This is a genomic window from Anaeromyxobacter sp. SG64, assembly GCF_022690745.1.
GTDB lineage: Bacteria > Myxococcota > Myxococcia > Myxococcales > Anaeromyxobacteraceae > Anaeromyxobacter > Anaeromyxobacter soli.
On record NZ_JALCZB010000019.1, the window covers coordinates 26,516 to 47,136 of the forward strand.

The 20,621-nt window shown below is 72.1% G+C and carries 8 protein-coding genes; 3 read left to right on the forward strand and 5 right to left on the reverse strand.

The window, feature by feature from the left end:
• Positions 1 to 39: 39 nt before the first annotated feature.
• The 3 genes from MNZ29_RS24910 to MNZ29_RS08255 form a co-directional block, all read right to left on the reverse strand.
• Positions 40 to 957, reverse strand: coding sequence for a peptidyl-prolyl cis-trans isomerase (locus MNZ29_RS24910; RefSeq protein ID WP_242337473.1), 918 nt, complete (start codon positions 955 to 957; stop codon positions 40 to 42).
• 474 nt (positions 958 to 1,431) lie between these two features.
• Positions 1,432 to 12,348 (reverse strand): SpvB/TcaC N-terminal domain-containing protein, encoded by a 10,917-nt coding sequence (locus MNZ29_RS08250; protein ID WP_242337471.1) that lies wholly within the window; start codon positions 12,346 to 12,348, stop codon positions 1,432 to 1,434.
• A 17-nt stretch (positions 12,349 to 12,365) separates the two neighbouring features.
• The gene (locus tag MNZ29_RS08255) at positions 12,366 to 13,643 is read right to left on the reverse strand and encodes a hypothetical protein (protein ID WP_242354815.1); all 1,278 of its coding nucleotides are present in this window, start codon (positions 13,641 to 13,643) and stop codon (positions 12,366 to 12,368) included.
• Between the two features lie 414 nt (positions 13,644 to 14,057).
• Between MNZ29_RS08255 and MNZ29_RS08260 the strand changes: the two genes are divergently transcribed.
• Both MNZ29_RS08260 and MNZ29_RS08265 read left to right on the forward strand, forming a co-directional pair.
• Positions 14,058 to 15,152, forward strand: a complete 1,095-nt coding sequence (locus tag MNZ29_RS08260; RefSeq protein ID WP_242354819.1) for a rhomboid family intramembrane serine protease — start codon at positions 14,058 to 14,060, stop codon at positions 15,150 to 15,152.
• A gap of 153 nt (positions 15,153 to 15,305) precedes the next feature.
• Positions 15,306 to 15,806 (forward strand): bacteriohemerythrin, encoded by a 501-nt coding sequence (locus MNZ29_RS08265; protein WP_242337465.1) that lies wholly within the window; start codon positions 15,306 to 15,308, stop codon positions 15,804 to 15,806.
• 12 nt (positions 15,807 to 15,818) lie between these two features.
• Here the strand turns inward: MNZ29_RS08265 and MNZ29_RS08270 are convergent, their stop codons facing one another.
• Positions 15,819 to 17,396, reverse strand: coding sequence for an aromatic amino acid hydroxylase (locus MNZ29_RS08270; protein WP_242337463.1), 1,578 nt, complete (start codon positions 17,394 to 17,396; stop codon positions 15,819 to 15,821).
• A 247-nt stretch (positions 17,397 to 17,643) separates the two neighbouring features.
• Between MNZ29_RS08270 and MNZ29_RS08275 the strand changes: the two genes are divergently transcribed.
• The gene (locus MNZ29_RS08275) at positions 17,644 to 18,918 is read left to right on the forward strand and encodes a 4Fe-4S dicluster domain-containing protein (RefSeq protein WP_242337461.1); all 1,275 of its coding nucleotides are present in this window, start codon (positions 17,644 to 17,646) and stop codon (positions 18,916 to 18,918) included.
• A 19-nt stretch (positions 18,919 to 18,937) separates the two neighbouring features.
• Here the strand turns inward: MNZ29_RS08275 and MNZ29_RS08280 are convergent, their stop codons facing one another.
• A complete protein-coding gene (locus tag MNZ29_RS08280; RefSeq protein WP_242354824.1) occupies positions 18,938 to 20,464 on the reverse strand; it encodes an ATP-binding cassette domain-containing protein in 1,527 nt (508 codons plus the stop codon).
• Between the last annotated feature and the right edge of the window lie 157 nt (positions 20,465 to 20,621).

The following is a 20,621-nucleotide window of genomic DNA, read 5'->3' on the forward strand; positions in this document are numbered from 1 at the left end:
CTGCGTAGGAGCCGATGGCGCCGCTCGGCGCCCGCCTGCCTACATCCCGGCGATCGCCTTCTCGTCGACCTTCATCGCGGCGTCCCTCACCGCCGCTTCCACGACTTCCCTGCGCGCCCTGGAGCGCCGCTCCGACGTCAGCCGCTGTCGGAGCACCTCCTTCAGGTCGTCGAACGACGGCCGCTGCTCTCGCTCCCGGACGACGAGCTTCACGACGTGCAGCGCGCTCGCCGTCTCGACCACGCGCGGGAGGATCGCCCCGGCCTCGGTCAGCTCGAACGCGGCGGCGGACAGCTCGGGCCCGTACAGCGACGTGAGCTCCTCGCGGCTCATCGGCGGCAGCTCGCCGTTGAGCGCCCGGGTGCGCGGGTCCTCCGAGCGGAGCCGCGCGAGGTTTCCGAACGCGAGCGGGTCGAGCGGGCGCTGCTGCGCCGCCGCCAGCGCGGCCTGGGCCGCGCCCAGCTTCCGCGCCCGCGCGGCGGCGTCCGGAGCCTCGAAGGTGATGACCGCGAGCCGGACCCGCTCCGGCCGCTGAAGCTCCATCTCGTGCTCCGCGAACCAGGCCCGCACCTCATCGTCGCTCAACGGCCGGCCGGCGGCTGACTCCTCGACCTTCTTCTCGACGAAGGCGCTCGACAGCTCCTGCGCGTAGCTCCGCGCGAACTCGCCCGTGCGGTGGAAGCCCTCCGCCTCGGCTCGACGCGCGAGCAGGAGCGTCCGCGTCCAGCCCTCGACGAACTCCTTTCGCGCCGCAGGGTCCGTGAGCTGCGCGCGAAGCGGACCATCCTTCGGCCCGGCGAGCGCCTCGATCTCGTCGGCGGTCACCTTCTCACCGTCGAACCGCGCGAGGACGGCGCCGCTCGACGGGCGGCCGTCGAGCGGGCTGCCGCCACCGCCAGCGTGGCCGATGAAATAGCCCGCGACACCGGCGATCACCGCCGCGATGACGGCGGTCACGACCTGTCGCCTGGAGCTGGTGAGTCCTGCAGGAGTCTCGTTGTCGCTCACTCGATCACCGTTTCTGGCCAGCTAGACCCGCGGTCAATGTGGCGTTGCGGCTGATAATTGCCCGACCGCGATGCCATGACCGCTCCACGACGGGCTCTCATTACTCTCGGTCGGGATGCCTCATTCTCCTTCTCAGGGTCGCAATACCTAGATCGAGCACCACCGCGAGACCCAGTGACACGACCGGGACCCACAGGCGTTGCCCTGGCGCCGAGTGACCACCATTGAGTGCGCGCGCTATTTCTCCGATGCCCCACGTCACGGCGCTGAACAACAAGGACACGACATTCAAAAGACCGCGAACCCCGCGATCGTCATACCGCGTTCCCAGAGCATCGCCCAACCACTGCAACACCAGCCCGAACGCGACATAACTCGTCACGATACGTCGACTGATCAATCCGATCGTTGACGCCACTATCGTCACCTTGCCCTCCCCTGCGGCACGGGGACACCGGGCTGGGCTCCCCCTCCCTGACCGGCTCCGTTAGGCGCAAACGACGCCCTTGGGACTGGGCGGTCGTAACCCGGCGTGCTTACCGGCAGCACCGGAGGCGCAACGCCGGCCGCCTCCAGCAGGCCGGAGACGTAGGAGTTCGAATTGAATCCATCATCGGCCACGAACATGCTTCTATTTGCCGGGTTGGCCTCAGGAAACAGGTCGTAATCCAGGTCGTCGGCGTAGTTGGCGTCGAGTGTCAGGAGTCTATCAATGAACTGATCCTCGCCCACTGGATCTCCTGGCCCGAGCGGCCCGGCCTTCACGTCCGCAGGATTCGGGACCACAATCCCGCCCTGATGAGGCCGTGCGTCCCGCGTCCGATTGTGCTCACTCACGAGACTGCCGTTGATCGCAGGTACGGGCCCAGCTCCGAGGGTCATGAATACACGACCCTGGTCGTCTCGAAGTGGCTGACCTGTCGCCGGATCGCGAAAACGCGGATCGTTCGCCCACCGCGCCTGATTTTCCGGCGTGATGCGAACAAGCGAGTGAAAAGACCCCCGAGCCACTTCATGAAAGTCGACGCGCACCTCGTTGCCGTCAGGGTCCTGGAGAACAACGGGACTCGCGTGGGCGTAGAGGTAGAGAGACAGGTTCTCCGTTCTGAAGATCCCTCCACGCCCAGGAAGGGATTCGCCAACTTCTTGGCCAGGAAGATAGGAAGCCAGCATCGGATCACTGCTCGCCCACCTCGCCCTCACCGGATCCAGGTACCGCGCGCCGAAGTAGTAGAGCCCCGTCTCCTCATCCATTTCCTTGGACGAGAAGAGGAACTGCTGCCGATGCACGGGGTCGCCGTCGGAGTCGTACCGTGCGTCGCGCCAGACCTCGCCGTACGGGAAGTACTCGACGTGCTCGTGGACGCGGCCGTTCTGATCGGTCACCCACGACGTCGAGCCGAGGTGATCCGAGTGGTAGTAGTAGGTCGCCGGCTTGATCTTCGTCGTATCCGGACGCCGGTCGATGACCGGGTTCGCGGCGGGATCGATCGGACACTTCTGTGGCTGGTAGGTACTCGGATCGCACCCGCTGACCGTCTCCACCGCCGTTCCGGCCAGGATCGGCCCGGAGACCGCCGTCCCCTCGCTCCAGCTCGGCTCCCAGCCGGGAGACGGCAAGAGCTTCGAGGCGACGCGCGTCTCCCCGATGAAGATGTGCTTCGTCGCCGCCTTGCGCCCCTTCAGCGCGAAGAACTGGCCGATCGTGATCGACTCGCCTCCGCGCCCCAGCTTCACGACGCGCTGGCCGCCGGCGTCGTACATGAACCGGGTGATGTTCCAGCCGCCGCCGTCGATGACGGCGTTCAGCTCGTTCTCCTCGCCCCAGAAGTACCGGCGCAGCTTGTCGGAGTTCGCCTGGCAGGCCGCATCGCCGTGGTCGCGGCACTCGCGCAGCGTGTTGCCGTTCGCGTCGTAGACGAGGTTACGATCCCCGATCTTCGTCGCCTGGTGCGGCCCGGCATCGCCGTAGGCGTAGTCGAAGTCGTGGTTCGTGTGCGGCGGGTGCGCCGTCTCGTCGTCGGGATCGTTCGCGGTGGTCAGCCAGTGCTTCTGGTGGAGCCGCGTCATGTTGTGGATCTCGTCGCCGAACTCGTACGTCGTCTTGAACCTGTCGACGACGCCCGGACGCGACAGCGCGGTCCCGGTCGCGGTGGTGAGCCGGTACAGATCGTCGTAGTCGTACGTGTACGAGACGGCGCCGGAGCGCCGGCCGGTCGCCTCGCCCAGCGCGTTCGTGAGCGTCTTGACGTTGCCCACCAGGTCGTAGGTGTACGTCAGCGCCTGGAGCGTACGCCCCTGCGACGCGGTGTCCACGTGCTTCAGCCGCTGCGTGTCAGGCTCGTACGTCCAGGTGGTCGTCGCAGCGTTCCCGAGGACCGCGTGGCGGCGCGCCCCGAACTCGTCGTAGGTGAGCGTGGTGAGGTAGACCTCGGTGGCCTCCTCCCAGTGCTTCGTGGCGGGCCGGTGTCCCTCCGCGTGGTTCACGAGCCCGGCGGCATCGTACAGGTACGTGAGCTCCTCGCCGTCCGGATACCAGAGCCGCAGCATCCGGCCGAAGGAGTCGAACTCGAAGCGCGTCTCGAAGGTCTGGGGCGAGTCGTTCGGCTTCAGCGGCTTCACCGTCCGGGTGAAACGGATCGTCTCTCCGAGCTTCCCGTAGCCGCGCGTCTCGGCGCCGGCGTCGTCGACCACCCGCACGATCCTGCCCGCGCCGTTCTCGGGAGCTCCCGGCGGCCCGTACTCGTACTTCACGTCGGTGCCGAAGGGCTTGTTGACCGCGATGAGCTGGTCGAGGTCGTACTCGTAGAACACGAAGGCCTGGTCTGCGGGCAGCTTGCCACCCTTGGCGGCCTGGACGAGGTTCCCGTCCTGGCGCGACACGAGGTTTCCCATGTCGTCGTAGGCGAAGTCCGTCGTCCCTGCGTCGGGGCTGACGAGCTGCCTCCGCCGGCCGAGCCGGTCGTACTCGACGCGCGTCTCGTTCCCCCTCGCGTCGATCACGGCGCGCAGGTCGCCCAGGGGATCGTACTGATACCGCGTGGTGTGGACGAGCGAGTCGATGTGCTCCTCCACCGCGGAGATCTTTTCGTCGAGGCGCCGGTACATGACCCGCGTCTTGCGGAGCGGGTCAACCACCGTGGCCCGCCGGCGAAGGAAGGGATCCTTCGCCGCGCGCGCGAGGTCGTAGGTCAGCTCGTAGACGCCGCCGTTCGGCTCGACGGTCCGGGTCTTCCGGCCCAGCACGTCGTAGGTCGTGGTGGTCTCGTAGACGGGCGCGTCCTCGCGGAACCCCGGGTCCCGGCCGCCGATGAAGTAGGGGATCCCCTGCTCCGTGACGCGTCCCATGACGTCGAAGCGCTGGCGCCCCGACGCGGTCACGCCCAGCCCCTTGCCGTGGGCCAGCACGGTCTTCTGCGTCTGGAGGGTGCGCCCCAGCCCGTCCGTGTACACGAACGTGTCGAGCCAGCCGCCGTTCCTCGGCAGCAGGTTGTGCGTCGCCGCGCGCGCCGGGCTCGCGTCCGGCGCGTACTCGACGCGGACCGCAGGGATCGTGCTGTCGTAGGGCCCGAACACCTGGAAGATGCGGCCGTTCGCGTCGAGGACGCGGCGCGTGAGGTTGCCGTTGAGGTCGGTCGCCGTCTCGACCTCGCCGAAGCGCTCGTCATACACGGCCGAGGACGCGTACCCGTGCGCGTCCTCGACGCGGGTCGGGAAGTTCCGGGTCACGCCGCTCGTGTCGTAGAGATAGCGGACCCAGTACCGGCCGCTCTTCACCCTGGGCTGGTGCACCTCGAACAGCTTTCCGTCGGCGTTCCAGGCCAGGTCCACCTGCACGTACCTCGTGGCGTCGACGAAGGACTGGAGGTCCTTGAGGTTTCCCCTCGCGTCGTAGTGGCCGATCCGCTTGCGGAGGAAGGCGTCGTCGGCGTCGGTCGCGTGCGCCTTCACCAGCAGCAGCTCCGGGCGCGCGATCGAGTAGAAGGCCCTCGCCGCCTCGTCGTCGGCGTAGTTGACCGTCGCGTGGACGTCGTCGCCCGTGTCGAGGGGATCCGCGTCACCCAGGTCGGTGAAGGTCAGCACGTTCCCGTTCGAGCGGTCGTACGTGTAGCTCTGGTAGGTGACGAGCTTGGCGTTGGGGTCGCCGGTCGTCTCGTGGAGCTCCTGCGTGACGCTGTCGAGCGTGATGACGTGCGAGCCGCACCACTCGTCGAGCGTCGGCCTCAGGAAGAACGGCGCCGCCTCCCGGCACGGGTCGACGGCCGGCGCGGGCCTCGCCTCGGTGTCCGCGAAGCGTGACGGCGCGGACCAGGCGTTGGTCGTCGTGGTCAGCACCCGCCCCGAGACGTCCGAGAGCGTCTCCGTCACGACGAGGCCCTTCCTCAGGACCGAGTCGTTCCAGTAGGTGCGCACGACCTTCGCTCCGTCGCCGCGGGTCTCGGTCGTCGCGTCGAACCCGAGGAAGTCGCGCTCGTAGCGGTGGTAGCGGCCGTCGCCGTAGTCGAACGAGGTGGCGAGGTCGTGACCGGGGGTGCCGTCCGCGCGCCCGTCGTGGACGACGACGCTGGACAGGACCCAGCGGCTCTCCGGCATCGCGACGCTGTTCCCCTTGCGCGCGTAGTCGAGCTCGAAGCTCCCGCCGAGCGGCCGCGAGACCGCCTTGAGCAGGTTCCCCTTCCGCAGCTGGTTGAGCCGGACCCAGACCGCCTCGTTGTCACCGCCCGGGTTCTTCTCCGCCTTGAGGACGTGATCGGCGAGGCCGTCGCCGTCCATGTCCTGGAGCCCCAGCGCGAAGCCGGAGACGCGCTTGAAGGTCTTGTCGCCCCCCACGGAGAAGTGGAGCCAGGGGGTCATCGCGGGCGACAGCGGCCCGACACCCCAGGAGACGACGAAGCCGATGGACGGCAGCTCGCCGTACGTCCCGCTCGCCTCGACGGCGTCCACGCTGGGCGTGTCACCGTTCACCAGCCGGAGCACCTTGTTGACGCCGGCGGCGAGCCCGGTGTCGCGCAGCCACGGCTTCGTCACCGAGGCCGGCCACGGCTGCACTGGGAGCTGCACCTCGTCGTCGAACCCGAAGCCGTTGTTCAGCCGGACGGTGAAGTGGCTCGTCCCGGTGGTCTTTCGGACGTAGTCCGGCAGGCCGTCGCCGTTGACGTCCGCGAGCGAGATGCCGGTCGCCGCGACGCTCGAGTCCCAGTTCACCGAGGCGCCGTAGTTCTCGTAGAGCGTGAAGCCGGCGTTGGCGTTGAGGCTGATCGAGGTGGTCTTGCGCACCCGCTCCGGCGACACGATCTCGTCCGGGAGGGCGCTCCCGAGGCTCCCGATGAGCTCGTCGAGGTTCCCCTCGCTCCAGCTGCCCACCGGGATGCGGTCCGCGGACGCCGCGAAGTGCGAGCCGAGGTTCAGGCGGACCAGGAAGTAGCCGCCGTCCCGGGAGACCTCGTCGGGAAGGCCGTCGCCGTTGACGTCGGCCAGCTCACGCTCCGTCGAGCTGAAGTTGACGCCGATGCCGCCGCCGACGGACGGGTACATGGCGACGAGCGCCTTGACGACGCCGTCGTCGGACATGCGTCGCCACGGGTCGGAGACGCCGAGCCCGAGGCTCGCCGAGCCGTCCTTGCTCACGCGCAGCCGGAAGCCCTCGGTGCCCCTCTGGATGCCGGGCCTGCCCGGATCGCGGATGTCGGTCACGCGAACGGCCGTTCCGTCGTCGGCGCGAGAGACGACGTCGACAACGCGGTCGCCGTTCATGTCGAGGACGTCCGTCTTCTGATAGCTCGCGCCCGTCGCCACGTTGAGGCTCACGCCGACCGGGCCCACCGAAACCCCCGCCGAGAGCGACGTGGAATCGCCTTCGCTCTGCCGGAGCGCCGGCCCCAGCGCGAACATCGCCATGAGCGAGGTGGTCTCCCCCGCCCCGCCGCCCTGCTGGACGAACTCCCCTTCGCGGGAGGCGTGCCAGATCCCCGCCGAGATGAAGGTGGTCCCCTCCCTGCTCACGAAGGACGGGACGCGCGGCGCGAGCCCCGGCTCCGCCTGCGAGACCCAGGTCCCGAGCCGCCTCGGCACGAGGGGCGACGCGACCTCGGTCGTGTCCTTCACGTCCGGGTCCTGGTGCTCGACGTCCACTTCCCCCTGCTCGTAGGCGTCCACCTTCTTGTAGAGCCGCCGGGGATCGAGGTCCTGGTCGTTCGCGGCGCGCCAGGTGCCGTAGTGGAAGAGGTGATGGCCGCCGCCGAAGCGCGAGCGGACCGCGTAGGTGTTCGAGCCGCTCCGGTACGATGAGTACCGCTCGTTGACCTTCACGCTCTCGGTCGACGACAGGCCCGTCGCGTCCCGCACGAACGTGACGACCGGCGTCCACGTCGCGTCGAACTGGGCGTCGGAGAAGATCTCGAAGAAGACCCGCTCTCCGGCGTCGACGTGCAGCTCCTGGATGATGGACTCGTACGGCGAGCCGTAGAGCTGGTCGAAGCGCCGCTTCACGATCAGGGACTTCGCCGTTCGAGCCGCGACGTAGAGCGCGTCGGACGCGTGGTCTCCGACCCGGAGCGCCGGGATGTACCCGCGTGGATCTCGCGGATCCGGGTACTTCGGGTTGACGAAGACCCGGATGGTGCCGGGCTCCGGCGCCACCCACGGCTCGATCGGGCGATCGTCGGGCGCCGCCGAGACGTCGGCGTTCGGGAGGAGGTACCAGCGCGGCGAGATCGCGTTGTGCACCGGGAACCAGGCGTCGCCCGTGAACGACATCGCCTCGGCGAGCTCGGGCGGCGGCGCCTCGCAGCCGTTCGGTCCCAGGCCGCCGGCCGTCTCCATCCGGCCGCCGATCGTCCAGTCGACGACCGCCGGATCGACGGGCAGGTCCGTCTGGATCCGGAACACCAGCTTCTCGCCGGCGAGGACCGAGGCGGTGGCCGCCAGGTCCCACTTCCCGACGGCGTCCGCGGGCAGGATCTCGTCGATGAGGGTGTCGAACCCCCCGTCCTTCTCCTCGCAGCGGAGGTCCTTCACCTCGGCCTTCTGCGCGAAGCGCTGGACGCAGACGCGGACGTCGTCGGTCGACTCCTTCTTCACGAGCGAGGTCTCGATCCGGAGGGCCCCGGTGGCCGGGATCGCGACGGAAGGCGCGGGCTGGCCGGCGATCCTGAAGTCACTGGCCTGGTCGAACTGGAACGTCGCGGCGCCGCTCGGGTCGACGCGGCCCTGCTCCTCGTCGCTCAGGGGACGGCACGCCCCGACACTGCACGGGCCCAGGTGCGAGTAGGAGATCGTCGGCGAGAAGTGGACGTCCTCGAGGGGCGACGGAACGGCCCGATCCACGGGGAAGTCCGCGAGCGTCGAGAGCACGAAGAAGACGCGCAACCCGGGGAACACGTCCAGGTTCGCGATGCCCACCGGGGTCGGCACGCCCGCGTCCGCGAGCGTCTTCACGCGCTCGAAGACCTTCACCGCAGCGTGATCGCGGCTTCCGTCCCAGACGAACGCCTGGATGCGGACTCCGTCCCGCTCCGCCGGGAGGGGGGAAGGCTGGGCGTGATCGACGAAGAAGAGGTTCCCGGCGACGTCGACGCGTCCCGTGAACGGCGCGATCCACTCCAGGACGGCGTCGGAGGGCTTGAGCTGCTCGCGGATGCTCTGCTCGAGCGCCTCCTGGTCCGGGTTGGCGCCGGTGGGCGTCGACGCCAGGCTCGTGCCGGTGACCATCGGCGCGAAGGCGAACGCCTTCGCGGTGCCCGATCGGTGCTGGTTCAGGAGGACACCGGACTCCTGCACGACGTCCACGAGACCGTCCCCGTCGGCGTCTCCCAGGAACTCCGTCGTCTTGGACGAGAAGTGCGAGTAGCCGGCGTTGACCGAGACCGGGCCGTACGACGCCTGCCCCGCCGTGTTCCACCCCTTGCCCTCCTCCTTGCCCAGGGTCGGGAGCGGCACGGACGCCACCTCGCCGTCGCCCGGATCCCCGGCCGGCAGCGCGCGCCGCAGCTCGCGCGACCCGGAGACGAGAGAGCCGCTGTTGAACCGGACGTCGTAGCTTCCGCCTCGGCCCGTGACGCGGTCCGGCAGCCCGTCGCCGTTCACGTCGAGCAAGAGGCTGTTCGTCACCGACCGGTGCTGCGTGCGGCCGACGCGGGCGCCGACGGTGCCGGTGATCTTGTCGTAGGTGAAGCCGATCCCTCCGTAGCCGTGGATCGACCAGCCGCTCTCCTCGGCGTGCGAGAGCGAGAGGTCGTCCGGCGCCTCCTTGAAGCTCCAGGCGACGGGCGCAGCGAAGGAGTTCCTGTAGTCGGCGTCGAACCAGGAGAACGCGTGGGTGTGGAAGAGCTTCCGCGCGGTCCCCTCTCCCGCTCCGAAGACCTCGACCTTCGTCAGGCGCGACTTCCAGAAGCTCTCCGCCTTCCGCTCGTAGGAGAACCGGTACTCCCGGATGGTGTCGGTCCTGCCGTCCCGGTCGAGCTGGACGAGGATCGACTTGAGGCGGCGCCGGAGCACCGTCTTGAAGCCGAGCCGGCCCGAGGTGATCTCGTCGGGACGATCGAGGTAACGGCCGCGCGTGTCCTGCTCGCTCCGCAGCTCGACGTGGTAGTGGCCGATCTCCGCCGTCCCGAAGGGATCCCGCGCCCCGTCGTACGCGCGCCCCGTGTACTGGATGCTGCTCAGGTAGAGCTGCCGGAAGTCCTCCTCGTGCGTGGCCGCCGTCTGCTGCGGGTGCCGGACGGTGGGACGCGCCTTCGCGTCCGTGTCGTAGACGAACTGCGTCAGGTTCCCGTTGGTGTCGACGACACGCTCCAGGTACCACGCGCCGATGTTGGCCAGCCCCTCGTAGCTGGTGAGGCGCGCCGCGCCGCTCCTGCCGTAGACGTACAGGTTCCCCTGCTTGTCCTGGACCTGGAACCAGTGGTCGGTCGGGCCGGTCCCGCAGCGGAGGATCCTGCGGAAGCTCTTCTCCACCCGGGCGCGATAGCGCGTCCCCGCCGAGCCGTCCTCGCACCTCGGCGACTCGCTCGTCGGCACGAGCTGCTCGCCGTCGAGGAGGTAGCGGGGCTCGCTGGCGCCGTACTCCGGCGCCCCGAAGCGCGTGTCGATCTGGACGCTCGACGACGGGAGCTCCCAGCCGACGCCGAGCCAGCCGTTGGACCCGCCGGAGTCGTACGCGAGGCGCAGCTCCGGCTGGTAGCCGCCGCGACCCGCCGGCAGGCGGATCGGGAACGCGAGCTGGGCGGTCCCCAGGTTGTTGACGCCGGGGGGCGCGATGAGGTCGATCGCGGCCGACGGATCCGAGGCCTTCAGATCCTTGATGGAGTTCGGGTTGAACGACGACGGCCCCGGGTGCTCGGGGAGCACGAGCACAGCGTTGATCATGAACGTGAAGTGCGTCGTCTCGCTGACGACGCGGTTCGTCGAGCGCTGCAGCTCGGCGCGCGGGAGCGCCGTCCACTGCTCGGCCGCCTCGTCGTAGAACCACGTCTGGATCTCCTCGGGGGCGATCCCCTCCGGGAGGAGCGACGGGTCGTAGGGGAGCCCGACGCGCACGGGCTTCGCGAACTTCTGCCCCTTCGGCAGGAACCGGTACGCGCCGTTGGCCGGCGCCGTCACGTTCACCATCCCCGCGTCGAGCGGCGGGATGAACTCGGGCCCCTTCCGCGTGATGCCTACGTTCGTACGCTTTCCGACGGCGCCCGGCCCCGCCTCGAAGGTGACGTCGGTCCCGAGCATCACCTTCCCTCCGGCGTCGGGATCGATGGTACCCCAGCCGGTCTGGTTCTCCTGCCCGAAGCGCGCGGCATCGGAGAGCAGCGCCGCGCTCCCCGAGGCGCCGGTCAGCAGCTCCGCGGCGCCGTCCCGCTCGAGGACCACCGTGCGCACCACCGTCGTCCCGTCGGGGAACGTGGCCTTGACGTCCACCGTCCACGGGGTCGGTGCCGCCGCGGGGCGGTCGAGCGCGACCCCGAACACTCCCGCGACGCCCACCTCCGCGCCCCCGATCTCCACGCGCCCGACGCCGGCGGGCGACTCCGCCCAGCCGGCGATCCACGCGCGATCGCCGAAGCGCTCACCCACCTCGCGTCCCCCCTCGAACGTGAGGTGGGGCGCGGTCAGGACGATGCGGGCGGCGCCGACCCTCGGACCGACGCCGCTGCCCGCCACCGAGATCTCCGCCACGCTGGCCGCCGGCACGTCGGCGCGCGCGGACGACGGGAAGACGAGCCGCAGCGCGCTCGCCTCGCGCCCCGCCACGGGCAGCGTGCTCGACTCCGTCGCGAGCTCCACGTCCGGCACCCGATCCCAGCCGCTCGCGTCCCGCAGCTCGAGCGCCGCGAGCGTCAACGGCGCCGATCCGAGCCGGACGGAGCCGTCGTCGAGCGCGATCGGACGATCCAGCGTGAGCTCCACGGTCCCGGAGACCGGCGACGGCGTCGCCTCACCGTCCACCGCGTCCGCCTGCTTCAGGTGCGTCTCTCGATCGAAGACATCGAGCCCGTCGTCCGACACCACGAGCAGGCGGAGCCCCGCCACCTGCACCTTCCCCGTCGCGTCGGGTGGCACGCAGAGGGTGACCCCGCTCGCCGTCCCCAGCCGCTCCGGGTCGAGCTCGTCGACGAGCGTCCTCGGCGTCGCGACGTTCCCCACCCAGAATCCGCCCGTCACCGCGTCGCCGTCGAGGATCCGCTCGAGCGCGAAGGCGCGCGGGACGTTTGCCTCGTAGGCGAGGTACGCCCGCCGTGCGCCGGCCACCTCGACCCTGGGGAAGGTGGCCTTCAGGCACCGGGCGCCGCCGTTGCTCTCGGTGGGATCGAGCGTCGCCGCGGCAGGCGTGGCGCCGAGGACGCGCACGTCCTCGAAGGCGGTCGCGTCGGCGCGGGTCGCCTCCGCCATCGCCGCGACGCTCCGCGGCGAGCGCTTCCGACCGGCGCCCCAGACCTCGAGCTCCTGGAGGATCGCCGCGGTCCCCGCGCCGCTCACGCGAACGGTCAGCTCCTTGGCCACGACGGGCGCGGGGAACGAGATCGCCCCCCAGCTGCCCGTGAGCGGGAGCTCGCCCTGCCCCGGGACGGCTACGGAGAGGCCGTCGCCGCGCACCTTCACGGCCCGGATCTCGACGGCGTGGTCGAAGCGCACCACGACGTCGAGCAGCCCGCTGACGGGCGTCCCCGTCGTCGTGTCCCGGTCCGCGACGGCGAAGAGATCGGTCCCCGCGCCGCCCTGCACGCTGACGGGCGACAGGCGCATCGTCGGACCGACGATGTGCTCCGGGGCTGACGACCGGCTGCAGCCGGCGAAGGCGGCGAGGGCGATGAGGCACGCGGCCGGGAGATTTCGATTCGTGCGGACCATGCTTCCATGCCCCCGATTCACGGCGCGGCGAAGCGCGCCGGGGTGTAGCTGTTCTCGGATGCGGAGACGCGCGTCGGCGGAGGACCCGCCGTGACGTCGAAGTCGGCCGCCGCGACGTAGACCTCGTAGGTGAGCCCCGAGGTGAACGTGCCGGCCAGGAAATCCGCGGACGTGCCCGTCACCCACTGCCCGGCGACGTAGGAGCTCCCGAGCCACACGGAAGCGAAGTAGCTCTGGGCGCCCGGGACGCGGGCCCAGGTCACGTGGGCGCCGCCCTTCACGTCGCCGCTGGCGGACACGCCCTCGGGGAGCGGCAGCGGGAGCGGCGGCGCGATGGCGAACTGCGTCGTGATCGACTCGACCCCGTCGCTCGCGACCAGCGTGTAGAGCCCGGGGGTCGGCGGCAGGCCGTAGGCCCAGACCAGCCGCTTCGTGAAGTTGACCGGCAGCTCGAAGCGCAGGGGATCCGACTCCGGCAGGTCGGGACCGGTCACGGTGATCGACCAGACGCCCCCGTCCGGCGCTTCGTCCGGCGCCGAGAGACCGACCCAGATCGCCAGCCCGGGGACGAGGCCGTAGTCGATGCGCCCGCCGGCGGCGCGAAGCACGAGCGGCGCTCCAGAGGCACGCAGGAGCAACCCCAGCCGTGCCTGCGAGACGCGGAAGCTCCGCGGCATCGCTGGAGCGACTCCAGGCGCCAGCGCCGTCGGATCGGCGCCGAGCGCCTGGATCGACGCGAGGTAAGAGCCGTCGGGGAGCGCCGAGACGTCGCAGCCGGCAGCCGCCGAGACCTGCTGCTCCTGGATCGCCCCGTTCGCGGTCAGGACGCACGCGTACGCCTCCGCGCCGGCGACGTCGCCCCACTCCAGGCGCGTCCCGTCGAGAGAGAGCGCGGCGCCGGGCACCGCGAGCGGGATCGCGTCAGCCAGCGTCGCGGCCGTCGCCAGCGTCTGCCCGCCGCTGGATGCGACGATCTGGAAGGCCGCACCTTCGACCGGCGCGACGTCCGGCCAGAGGGAGACCGCGTAGCCGGCGCCGGCTGCGTACGCGGCGGGCCTCCCGAGCGCCGCACCGTCGCGCCCGAGCTCGAGCAGCCAGTCCGATTCCGGCCCCGCGCCCGCGTCGCTCCGGATCGTGGTGAGCACCGCGAGGCCGAGACGCCCCGACCCGTCCTCGTAGGCGCCGAGCGCCGCCGTCGCGGTGTACGGCACGGACTCGCGCGTCGAGCCGCCGCTGCACGCCGCGGCGATGATGCCGCCGAGGACGATCAGGTACCCACGCGTCGCGCGAACCATGCCCACCCCTGGGATCGCATCCGGGGGTGCGCGATCACGCACTCACCGGCATTCGGTCGGCCCTGGGACCGCGTGGGTCCGGGCTTTTGCCTGCTCGCCTTTCGACGAGGTCGCTATTGTCGTGCCGTCGGGGCATAGACTGCGCGCGCAATTCACTCGATGTCAACGCCGGATTCGATCTTCATCGCAACCGGTTGGATCACCATGGGTTCAAGTCACTCGCGGTGCGCGGCATTCGTCTGACGATCGACCAGCGGCGCGAACGCACACCGCCGCACAGCTCGCATTGCACGACGAGTCAACGCGTCGAGATCACTGGAGGTGCAGCTCGCCCGTCCACGCGGGCGCGCCGAAGGGTCGCGCCTACCCCTGTGCGATGTGCACGCACGGCGGCGCCCGCTATGCTCGTCGCCGATGCACGGCTTCGCCTCCCCTCCCCCGCCTCCTCGCACGCGCACCGCGCCGGCCGTCACCTGGGCGCTCGCGGCGGTGAACGCCGCTCTCTTCGCGCTCGTCCTGTCGCGCGGCGACCCGAGCGACCCCGCGCTGCTCGTCCAGCTCGGCGCGCTGGAGCGGAGCCGCGTGTGGGCGGGCGAGGCGTGGCGGCTCGTGACCGCCGGGTTCCTGCACGGCGGCTGGCAGCACCTCGCCATGAACCTCGGCGCGCTCCTCCTCGCCGGTCCCATCGTCGAGCGGCGGCTCGGGCGGGTGCGCTTCCTCGCCCTCTACCTCGCGAGCATCGTCGTCGCCTCGGCCGCCTCGCTCCTCGGCCACGACGCGGTCGTGGCGGGCGCTTCCGGCGGGGTGTTCGGGATGGTCGGCGCCCTGCTCGTGCTGGAGCTGCGCCGGGCAGGGAGCGTGCGGCGCTTCCTCGCCGCGCCGCACGTCGCGCTCGTCCTGGGCGCGCTCGCGCTCGGCTTCGTCGCCTCGCGGCTCTACCCGGGGCGCCTCCCGGCGGACGACTTCGCTCACGGCGGCGGGCTCGGCGCCGGCGTCGCGGCCGCGTGGCTCCTCACGCGGCCCGCCTCGAGCGCCGCCTGGCCGTGGCCGGCGCTCGGCCTCGCCTTCGTGGCGATGGTGCTCCTCGCCGTCTGGCCACGCCCCGGGACCACCCAGTTCCAGGCCGAGGAGCTCGAGCGCGAGGTCCACGCGGCGCTCGGGCGCGAGGACCCCGCCGAGGCGCGCCGCCTCCTCTCGATCGCGGAGGCACGCGGCCAGCGCTCGCCCGCGCTCGCCTACTTCCGCGCGCTCGTACGGGCGCACGAGGGAGATCTCGAGGGGGCGCTCCAGGCGCTGCGAGAGCTCGCGACCTCGGCCGGCGCGCCGCTCCGCGACGACGTCCGCCGCTCCGCTGCCCGCGTCGCGCGGATGCTCGGTTACCGCCACGCCACCGGCGACGGCCGTCCGGCGGACGCAGCCCGCGGCCTCGCCTACCTCGAGGAGGCGTGCGCGCTCGGCGAGGAGCAGAGCTGCCGGGACGCGGCCGGGATCCGGGCCGCGGGCCGGTGAGCGACGCGATCGCCGGCCACACCGCCCGATCGCGTGCGACCGCGCGCGCCTCGAACGGGGATCCGTCCCGCTCGGTCATCGGGTGAATCCCGGAGGCGCCGGCGGAGCGGCGAGGCGCCGGTCCCGCACTCACGGGTGAGGCGCTCGCGGTACTTGTCCGTCGCCGCGCGGCGCGAGATCGTCGGTCCACCGGAGGCGATCATGTCCGCGGACTGGACGCCAGAGCTCACGGTGAACCACACCCAGCTCGACGAGGAGCACGTCGAGATCTTCCGCCGGCTGGAGGACGCCGCGCGATCGCTCGCCGGCACGCGCGAGGGCGCCGAGCGCGCCGTGAGCCGGCTCGCCGACGCCATCGTGGAGAACCTCGCATCGGAGGAGCGGCTCATGGACGAGACGCTCTACCCGGATCGCTCCCGCCACCGGGCCGCGCACGAGCTGTTCATGGCGGACTTCGCGAGCATGCGCGACGAGCTCCGCGAGAAGGGCCCGACGCCCCTCGTCGCGGTCTGGCTCGGCACGCGCCTCCCGGAGTGGCTGCGCTTCCACATCCGCGTGAACGACTCGAAGCTCGCCGTGCACCTGGCGCGGCGCCGCCCCGGCGAGCCGGGGGTCGCGCGCTGGCACCGCACCGGCACGCACCACGTCTCCTGAGCGCTCCCCCGCTCAAGCGGGCGCGGGCACGCCGAGGAGCTCGTCCACCTCCGCGCGCAGGAGCCAGTCCTCCGTGAACGCCGCCGCGGCCTCGCGGATCTCCGCGAGCCGCTCGCGTGACGGCGCGCCCGCCTCCCGCAGGCGCCGCACCTCGGCGTAGAGCGCGGCGAGCGGCGCAGGGAGCGCCTCGGCCTTCCGCGCGCGCGCCCGCGCCTCGCCCTCTCCCTCGGTGAACGACGCCAGCTCGCCGAACCAGCGGTCCCACGTGCCCGGATCCGCGGGGCCGCCCGCGACCGAGCTGAGGTCCTCCGAGACGAAGAGGAGCGACCACGAGGGCAGGTCGAGCGGCCGCCCCGCGATCGCGCCGCGCAGGTTCACCACCTCGCCGCCGCCGACCGCGAACCCCTGGAGCGAGAGGCCGGAGGGGAAGGTCACGCCGAACGCCCCGCGCTCCGGGAGCTCCGCGCGCCCGAAGGCGACCACGACGTCGCCGGGCCAGGGCTTCCCCTGCGCGATGCCGCCCCGCGACACGAGCACCGGGCCGTCGAGCCGCGCGAGCGCGCTGCGGAGGCCGGGCCCGACCCTCGCGAGCGCCTCGACGCGCCCCACCACCCGACCCGACAGCTCGCGCCCACCGGAGAGGACGAGGTGGTTCACGGAGCGGGCGCGCCGCGCCTCCTCGAGGCCGTGATCGCCGCCGCGCCGCCACGAGAGCGTCTTCGAGAACTCGTCGAGCACCTCGAAGAGCTGGTCGAAGTCGCGCGCCACGAAGAGCTGGGGCTGCATGCGCGTGATGTCGTAGGCGACGTCGGCGCACGCCGCCGTGAGCGGGACCTTCTTCACCGCGGGCGTGAGACAGTGGACGGCCTCGCCGATCGAGGAGAGGAGGCCGGCGCCGTAGAGCCGCGGGGCGTCGAGCGCCCCGACGAGCCCGTACTCGGCGGTCCACCAGTACAGGCGGCTCGCCCGCGTGGACTCGGACACGTAGCGGACGCTCGCCGCGGCCTCCGCCAGCCGCCGCTCGGCGAGGGCGACCTCCTCCGGCCCCGCCGTCGGGTCCTCCTTCACGACGGAGAGGTTCCGGATCGCCTCGAACACCGCCTGGTCCTCGACCGAGGCGATCGCGCGGAAGCCCACCTCGCCGCAGCGCTGCAGGTACTCGGCGTAGGTCGGGTCCGCGACGAAGGGGGCGTGGCCGGCGCTCTCGTGCACGATGTCCGGCGCCGGCGTGTACTCGATGTGCTCGTGGGTGCGGACGTCCGCGGCGATGGCGAGGACGCGCCGGCTCTGGAGCTCGGTGAACACCGCCGGCGGGATGAACCCGCGCACCGCCACCGCCGACCAGCCCACCCGCTCGAGCTTCACGTTCATCTCGTCGAGCCTGGGGATGCGCTCCACCTCGATGCCGGTGGCGTCGAGCCCCGCGAGGTAGCGCGGGTGGGCGCGCTCGCGGAGGTGGGCCGTGAGCCGGCGCAGGACGTGGCGCCAGACGGCGTGGTCCCGCGGCGTGTACGCGTCGTACTCCTGCGAGACGACGAACCGGCGCAGGTGCGGCGGGAGGCTCGCGATGGCGCGCTCGCTGGGGGTCATGGTCTCGCTCCCGTGGAAACGTTGCGACTGCAGCCCCCTCGCCGGTAGGGCGCACGGGCCACGCGCGGCGCCTCTCGATTAACGGGCGGACCGCCGGGCGCCAGGTCCTCCCGCGCGAGAACCTCCCCGGAATCGGCCCGACGCGATGCGCCAAACGTCGCGACCCCCGTTCGAGCGCTCCGGAGGAGCCGCGATTCTGCTGTGCTGCCCCGGCAGGCACGGCGCGAGAGACCGGAGACCAGAGCCCATGGCCCACCACGCATCGCGATCCGTCTACGAGCGCCTCACGGAGCGGCTGAACCGCTCCCCGCAGGGGGCGCCGCCCTCTCGGAGCCTCTTCGAGATCCTGAGGCTCCTGTTCAGCGAGCGGGAGGCGGAGCTCGTGTCCGTCCTCCCCCTGAAGCCGTTCACCGTGGCGAAGGCCGCGGCCGTCTGGAAGACCACCGAGGCGGAGGCGCGCAAGGTCCTCGAGGCGCTCGCGGCGCGCGCGCTGCTCGTGGACATCGAGGGCAAGGACGGCTTCCGCTACGTGCTGCCCCCGCCGATGGCGGGGTTCTTCGAGTTCTCGATGATGCGCGTGCGGGGCGACCTGGACCAGAAGGCGCTCGCGGAGCTCTTCTACCAGTACCTCAACGTGGAGGAGGACTTCGTCCGGGCGCTGTTCGCCGGCGGCGAGACGCAGCTCGGGCGGACGTTCGTGAACGAGGAGGCGGTCGCGGAGGACGACGCCCTGCACGTGCTCGACTACGAGCGCGCGAGCGAGGTGATCCGGACCGCGAGGCACCGCGCCGTCGGCCTCTGTTACTGCCGCCACAAGATGCAGCACCTCGGCCGCGCCTGCGACGCGCCGCAGGACATCTGCATGACGTTCAACGTCTCCGCGGCCTCGCTCGTCCGGCACGGCCACGCCCGGGCCGTGGACGTGGCGGAGGGGCTCGACCTCCTCCAGCAGGCCCGCGACCGCGGCCTCGTGCAGTTCGGCGAGAACGTGCGCGAGTCGGTGAACTTCATCTGCAACTGCTGCGGCTGCTGCTGCGAGGCGATGATCGCAGCGCGGAAGTTCGCGGTGATGCACCCCATCCACACGACCGCGTTCCTCCCGGCCGTGGACGAGCGGGCCTGCAACGGCTGCGAGAAATGCGTCCGCGCCTGCCCGGTGGAGGCGCTCTCGGCGGTGTCGGCGAACGACGCGCGCCACCCGAAGCGGACGGTGGCGCGGCTCGACGAGGAGCGCTGCCTCGGCTGCGGCGTGTGCGTCCGCGCCTGCACTCCCGGGGCCATCGCGCTGCGCCCGCGCGCCCGCCGGCGGCTCACGCCGCTCAACGGCGCGCACCGCGCGGTCCTCATGGCAATCGAGCGCGGCAAGCTGCAGGAGCTCGTCTTCGACGACCGGGTGCTCTTCAGCCACCGGGCCCTCGCCGCGCTCCTCGGCGTGGTCCTCCGACTCCCTCCCGCGAAGCGCCTCCTCGCGACCGAGCAGGTGCGGTCGCGCTACCTCGAGGCGCTCTGCCGCCGCGCCTGAGCGGCCCCTCCCCGGCGCGCTACTCCGGCGCGACCCGTCCTCCCGCGATGCGCCACCGCTCCGCTCGCGCGTCCGCGCCCGGCGCGCCGGCGCGCTCGCCCAGCACGCGCGCCGCGAACGCGTCGTCGTGCGTGACGAGCAGGATGGCGCCCGGGTACGCCTCGAGCGCGGCCTCGAGCCGCTCCACGGTGGGCAGGTCGAGGTGGTTGGTCGGCTCGTCGAGCACGAGCGCCCAGGCGTGCCGCCCGAGCCCGAGCGCGAGGAGGAGCTTGCGCGCCTCGCCCGGCGACGGATCGCGCGACGCGAGGAGCCGCGCCGGGTCGCTCCCGAGCGCGGCGACGAGCGAGAGCACCCTCCCCTTCGGCTCCGGCGCGAGCGCGCGGACCTCCTCGAGGAGGCGCGCCCGCGCGCCGGGAGGGAGCTCCTGCGGCAGGTGGAGGAGCTTCTCCGGCGGGAGCGTCGAGCCGGTGAGGAGCGCCTCGACGAGCGTCGTCTTGCCGGCGCCGTTCGGCCCTTCGACGCGAACGCGCGCCTCGCGCCGGAGCCGCACGTGCACGTCGCGCAGCACGGGCGCGGGCCCGGCCCGCACGACGTCCGCGTCGAGCGCGAGGAGCACCGGGCGCGGCGCTCGCTCGAACCCGAGGGAGATCGCCCCGCCGAGCACCGCGGCGCCCGGCGCGTCCGGGACGGCCGCGTCCGCGCGCTCCGCCGCCGAGCGGAGCCGGTTCACGTGGGCGCCGAGCCCGTCCTCCGCCCACGCGCGCCGCGTCTTCGCGCCGAGCGTGCGCGCGTCGCGATCCTTCGGATCGCGCCCTCTCCCGCTCATCGCGCGCTCCGCCGCCTCGCGCTCCCGGCGCGCCTCGTCGAGCTTCCGCGCGCCCCTCCGCGCCGCCTCCTGCGCCGCGCCGCGGCGGTCCCAGGCCGCGCGGAGCTCCTCCTCCCACCCTGCGCGCGCCGCGCCGTACGGGAGCGGCCACAGCCGCGCCTCGCCGCGGTGGAGCCGGAGCGTGCGCGGCGCGATCGCCTCGAGGAGCGCGCGATCGTGCGAGACGACCACGCCCACTCCGCGGAAGCGCCGGAGCGCCGCGACGAGGAGCGCGCGGGCGTCCGCGTCCGCGTGGTTCGTCGGCTCGTCGAGGAGCAGCACGTCGGGCTCCGCCGCGAGGGCACCGGCGACCTGCCAGCGCTTGCGCTCGCCGGGCGAGAGCGATCCCCAGCGCCCGAGCTCCTCCGGGGCCAGCGCGAGCGACGCGCGCAGCCGGCGGGACTCGCCGTCGTCGCGCCCGGCGAGCGCGAGGACCGCCTCGCCCGGCAGGTGCACCTCCTGCGGGCAGAGCGCGACGAGCGCACCCTCCGGGTCCGCGCGCACGCGGCCCTGGCCCGGCGCGAGCGCGCCGGCGAGGAGCGCGAGCAGCGTGGACTTCCCCGCGCCGTTCTCGCCCACGAGGGCGGTGAAGCCGGACGGCAGCAGCAGATCGACGTCGGAGAGGATGGGGCTCGAGTCCGCGTAGGCGAACGAGAGCCGCTCGAGGCGGACGGAGGGCATGATCGTGCTCCAGGAGGGACCGGGGCGCGCGGGGGTGACCGCGTCGCGGGGAGGAGAGAGGCCTCGGGTTCCGGAGCTAGGCGAGCATGGACGCGCCGCGCGAGCGGCGCGCGCCATTCGTAGCCCGGCGAACGGGCGCGCGCACGCGGGCGCAGCC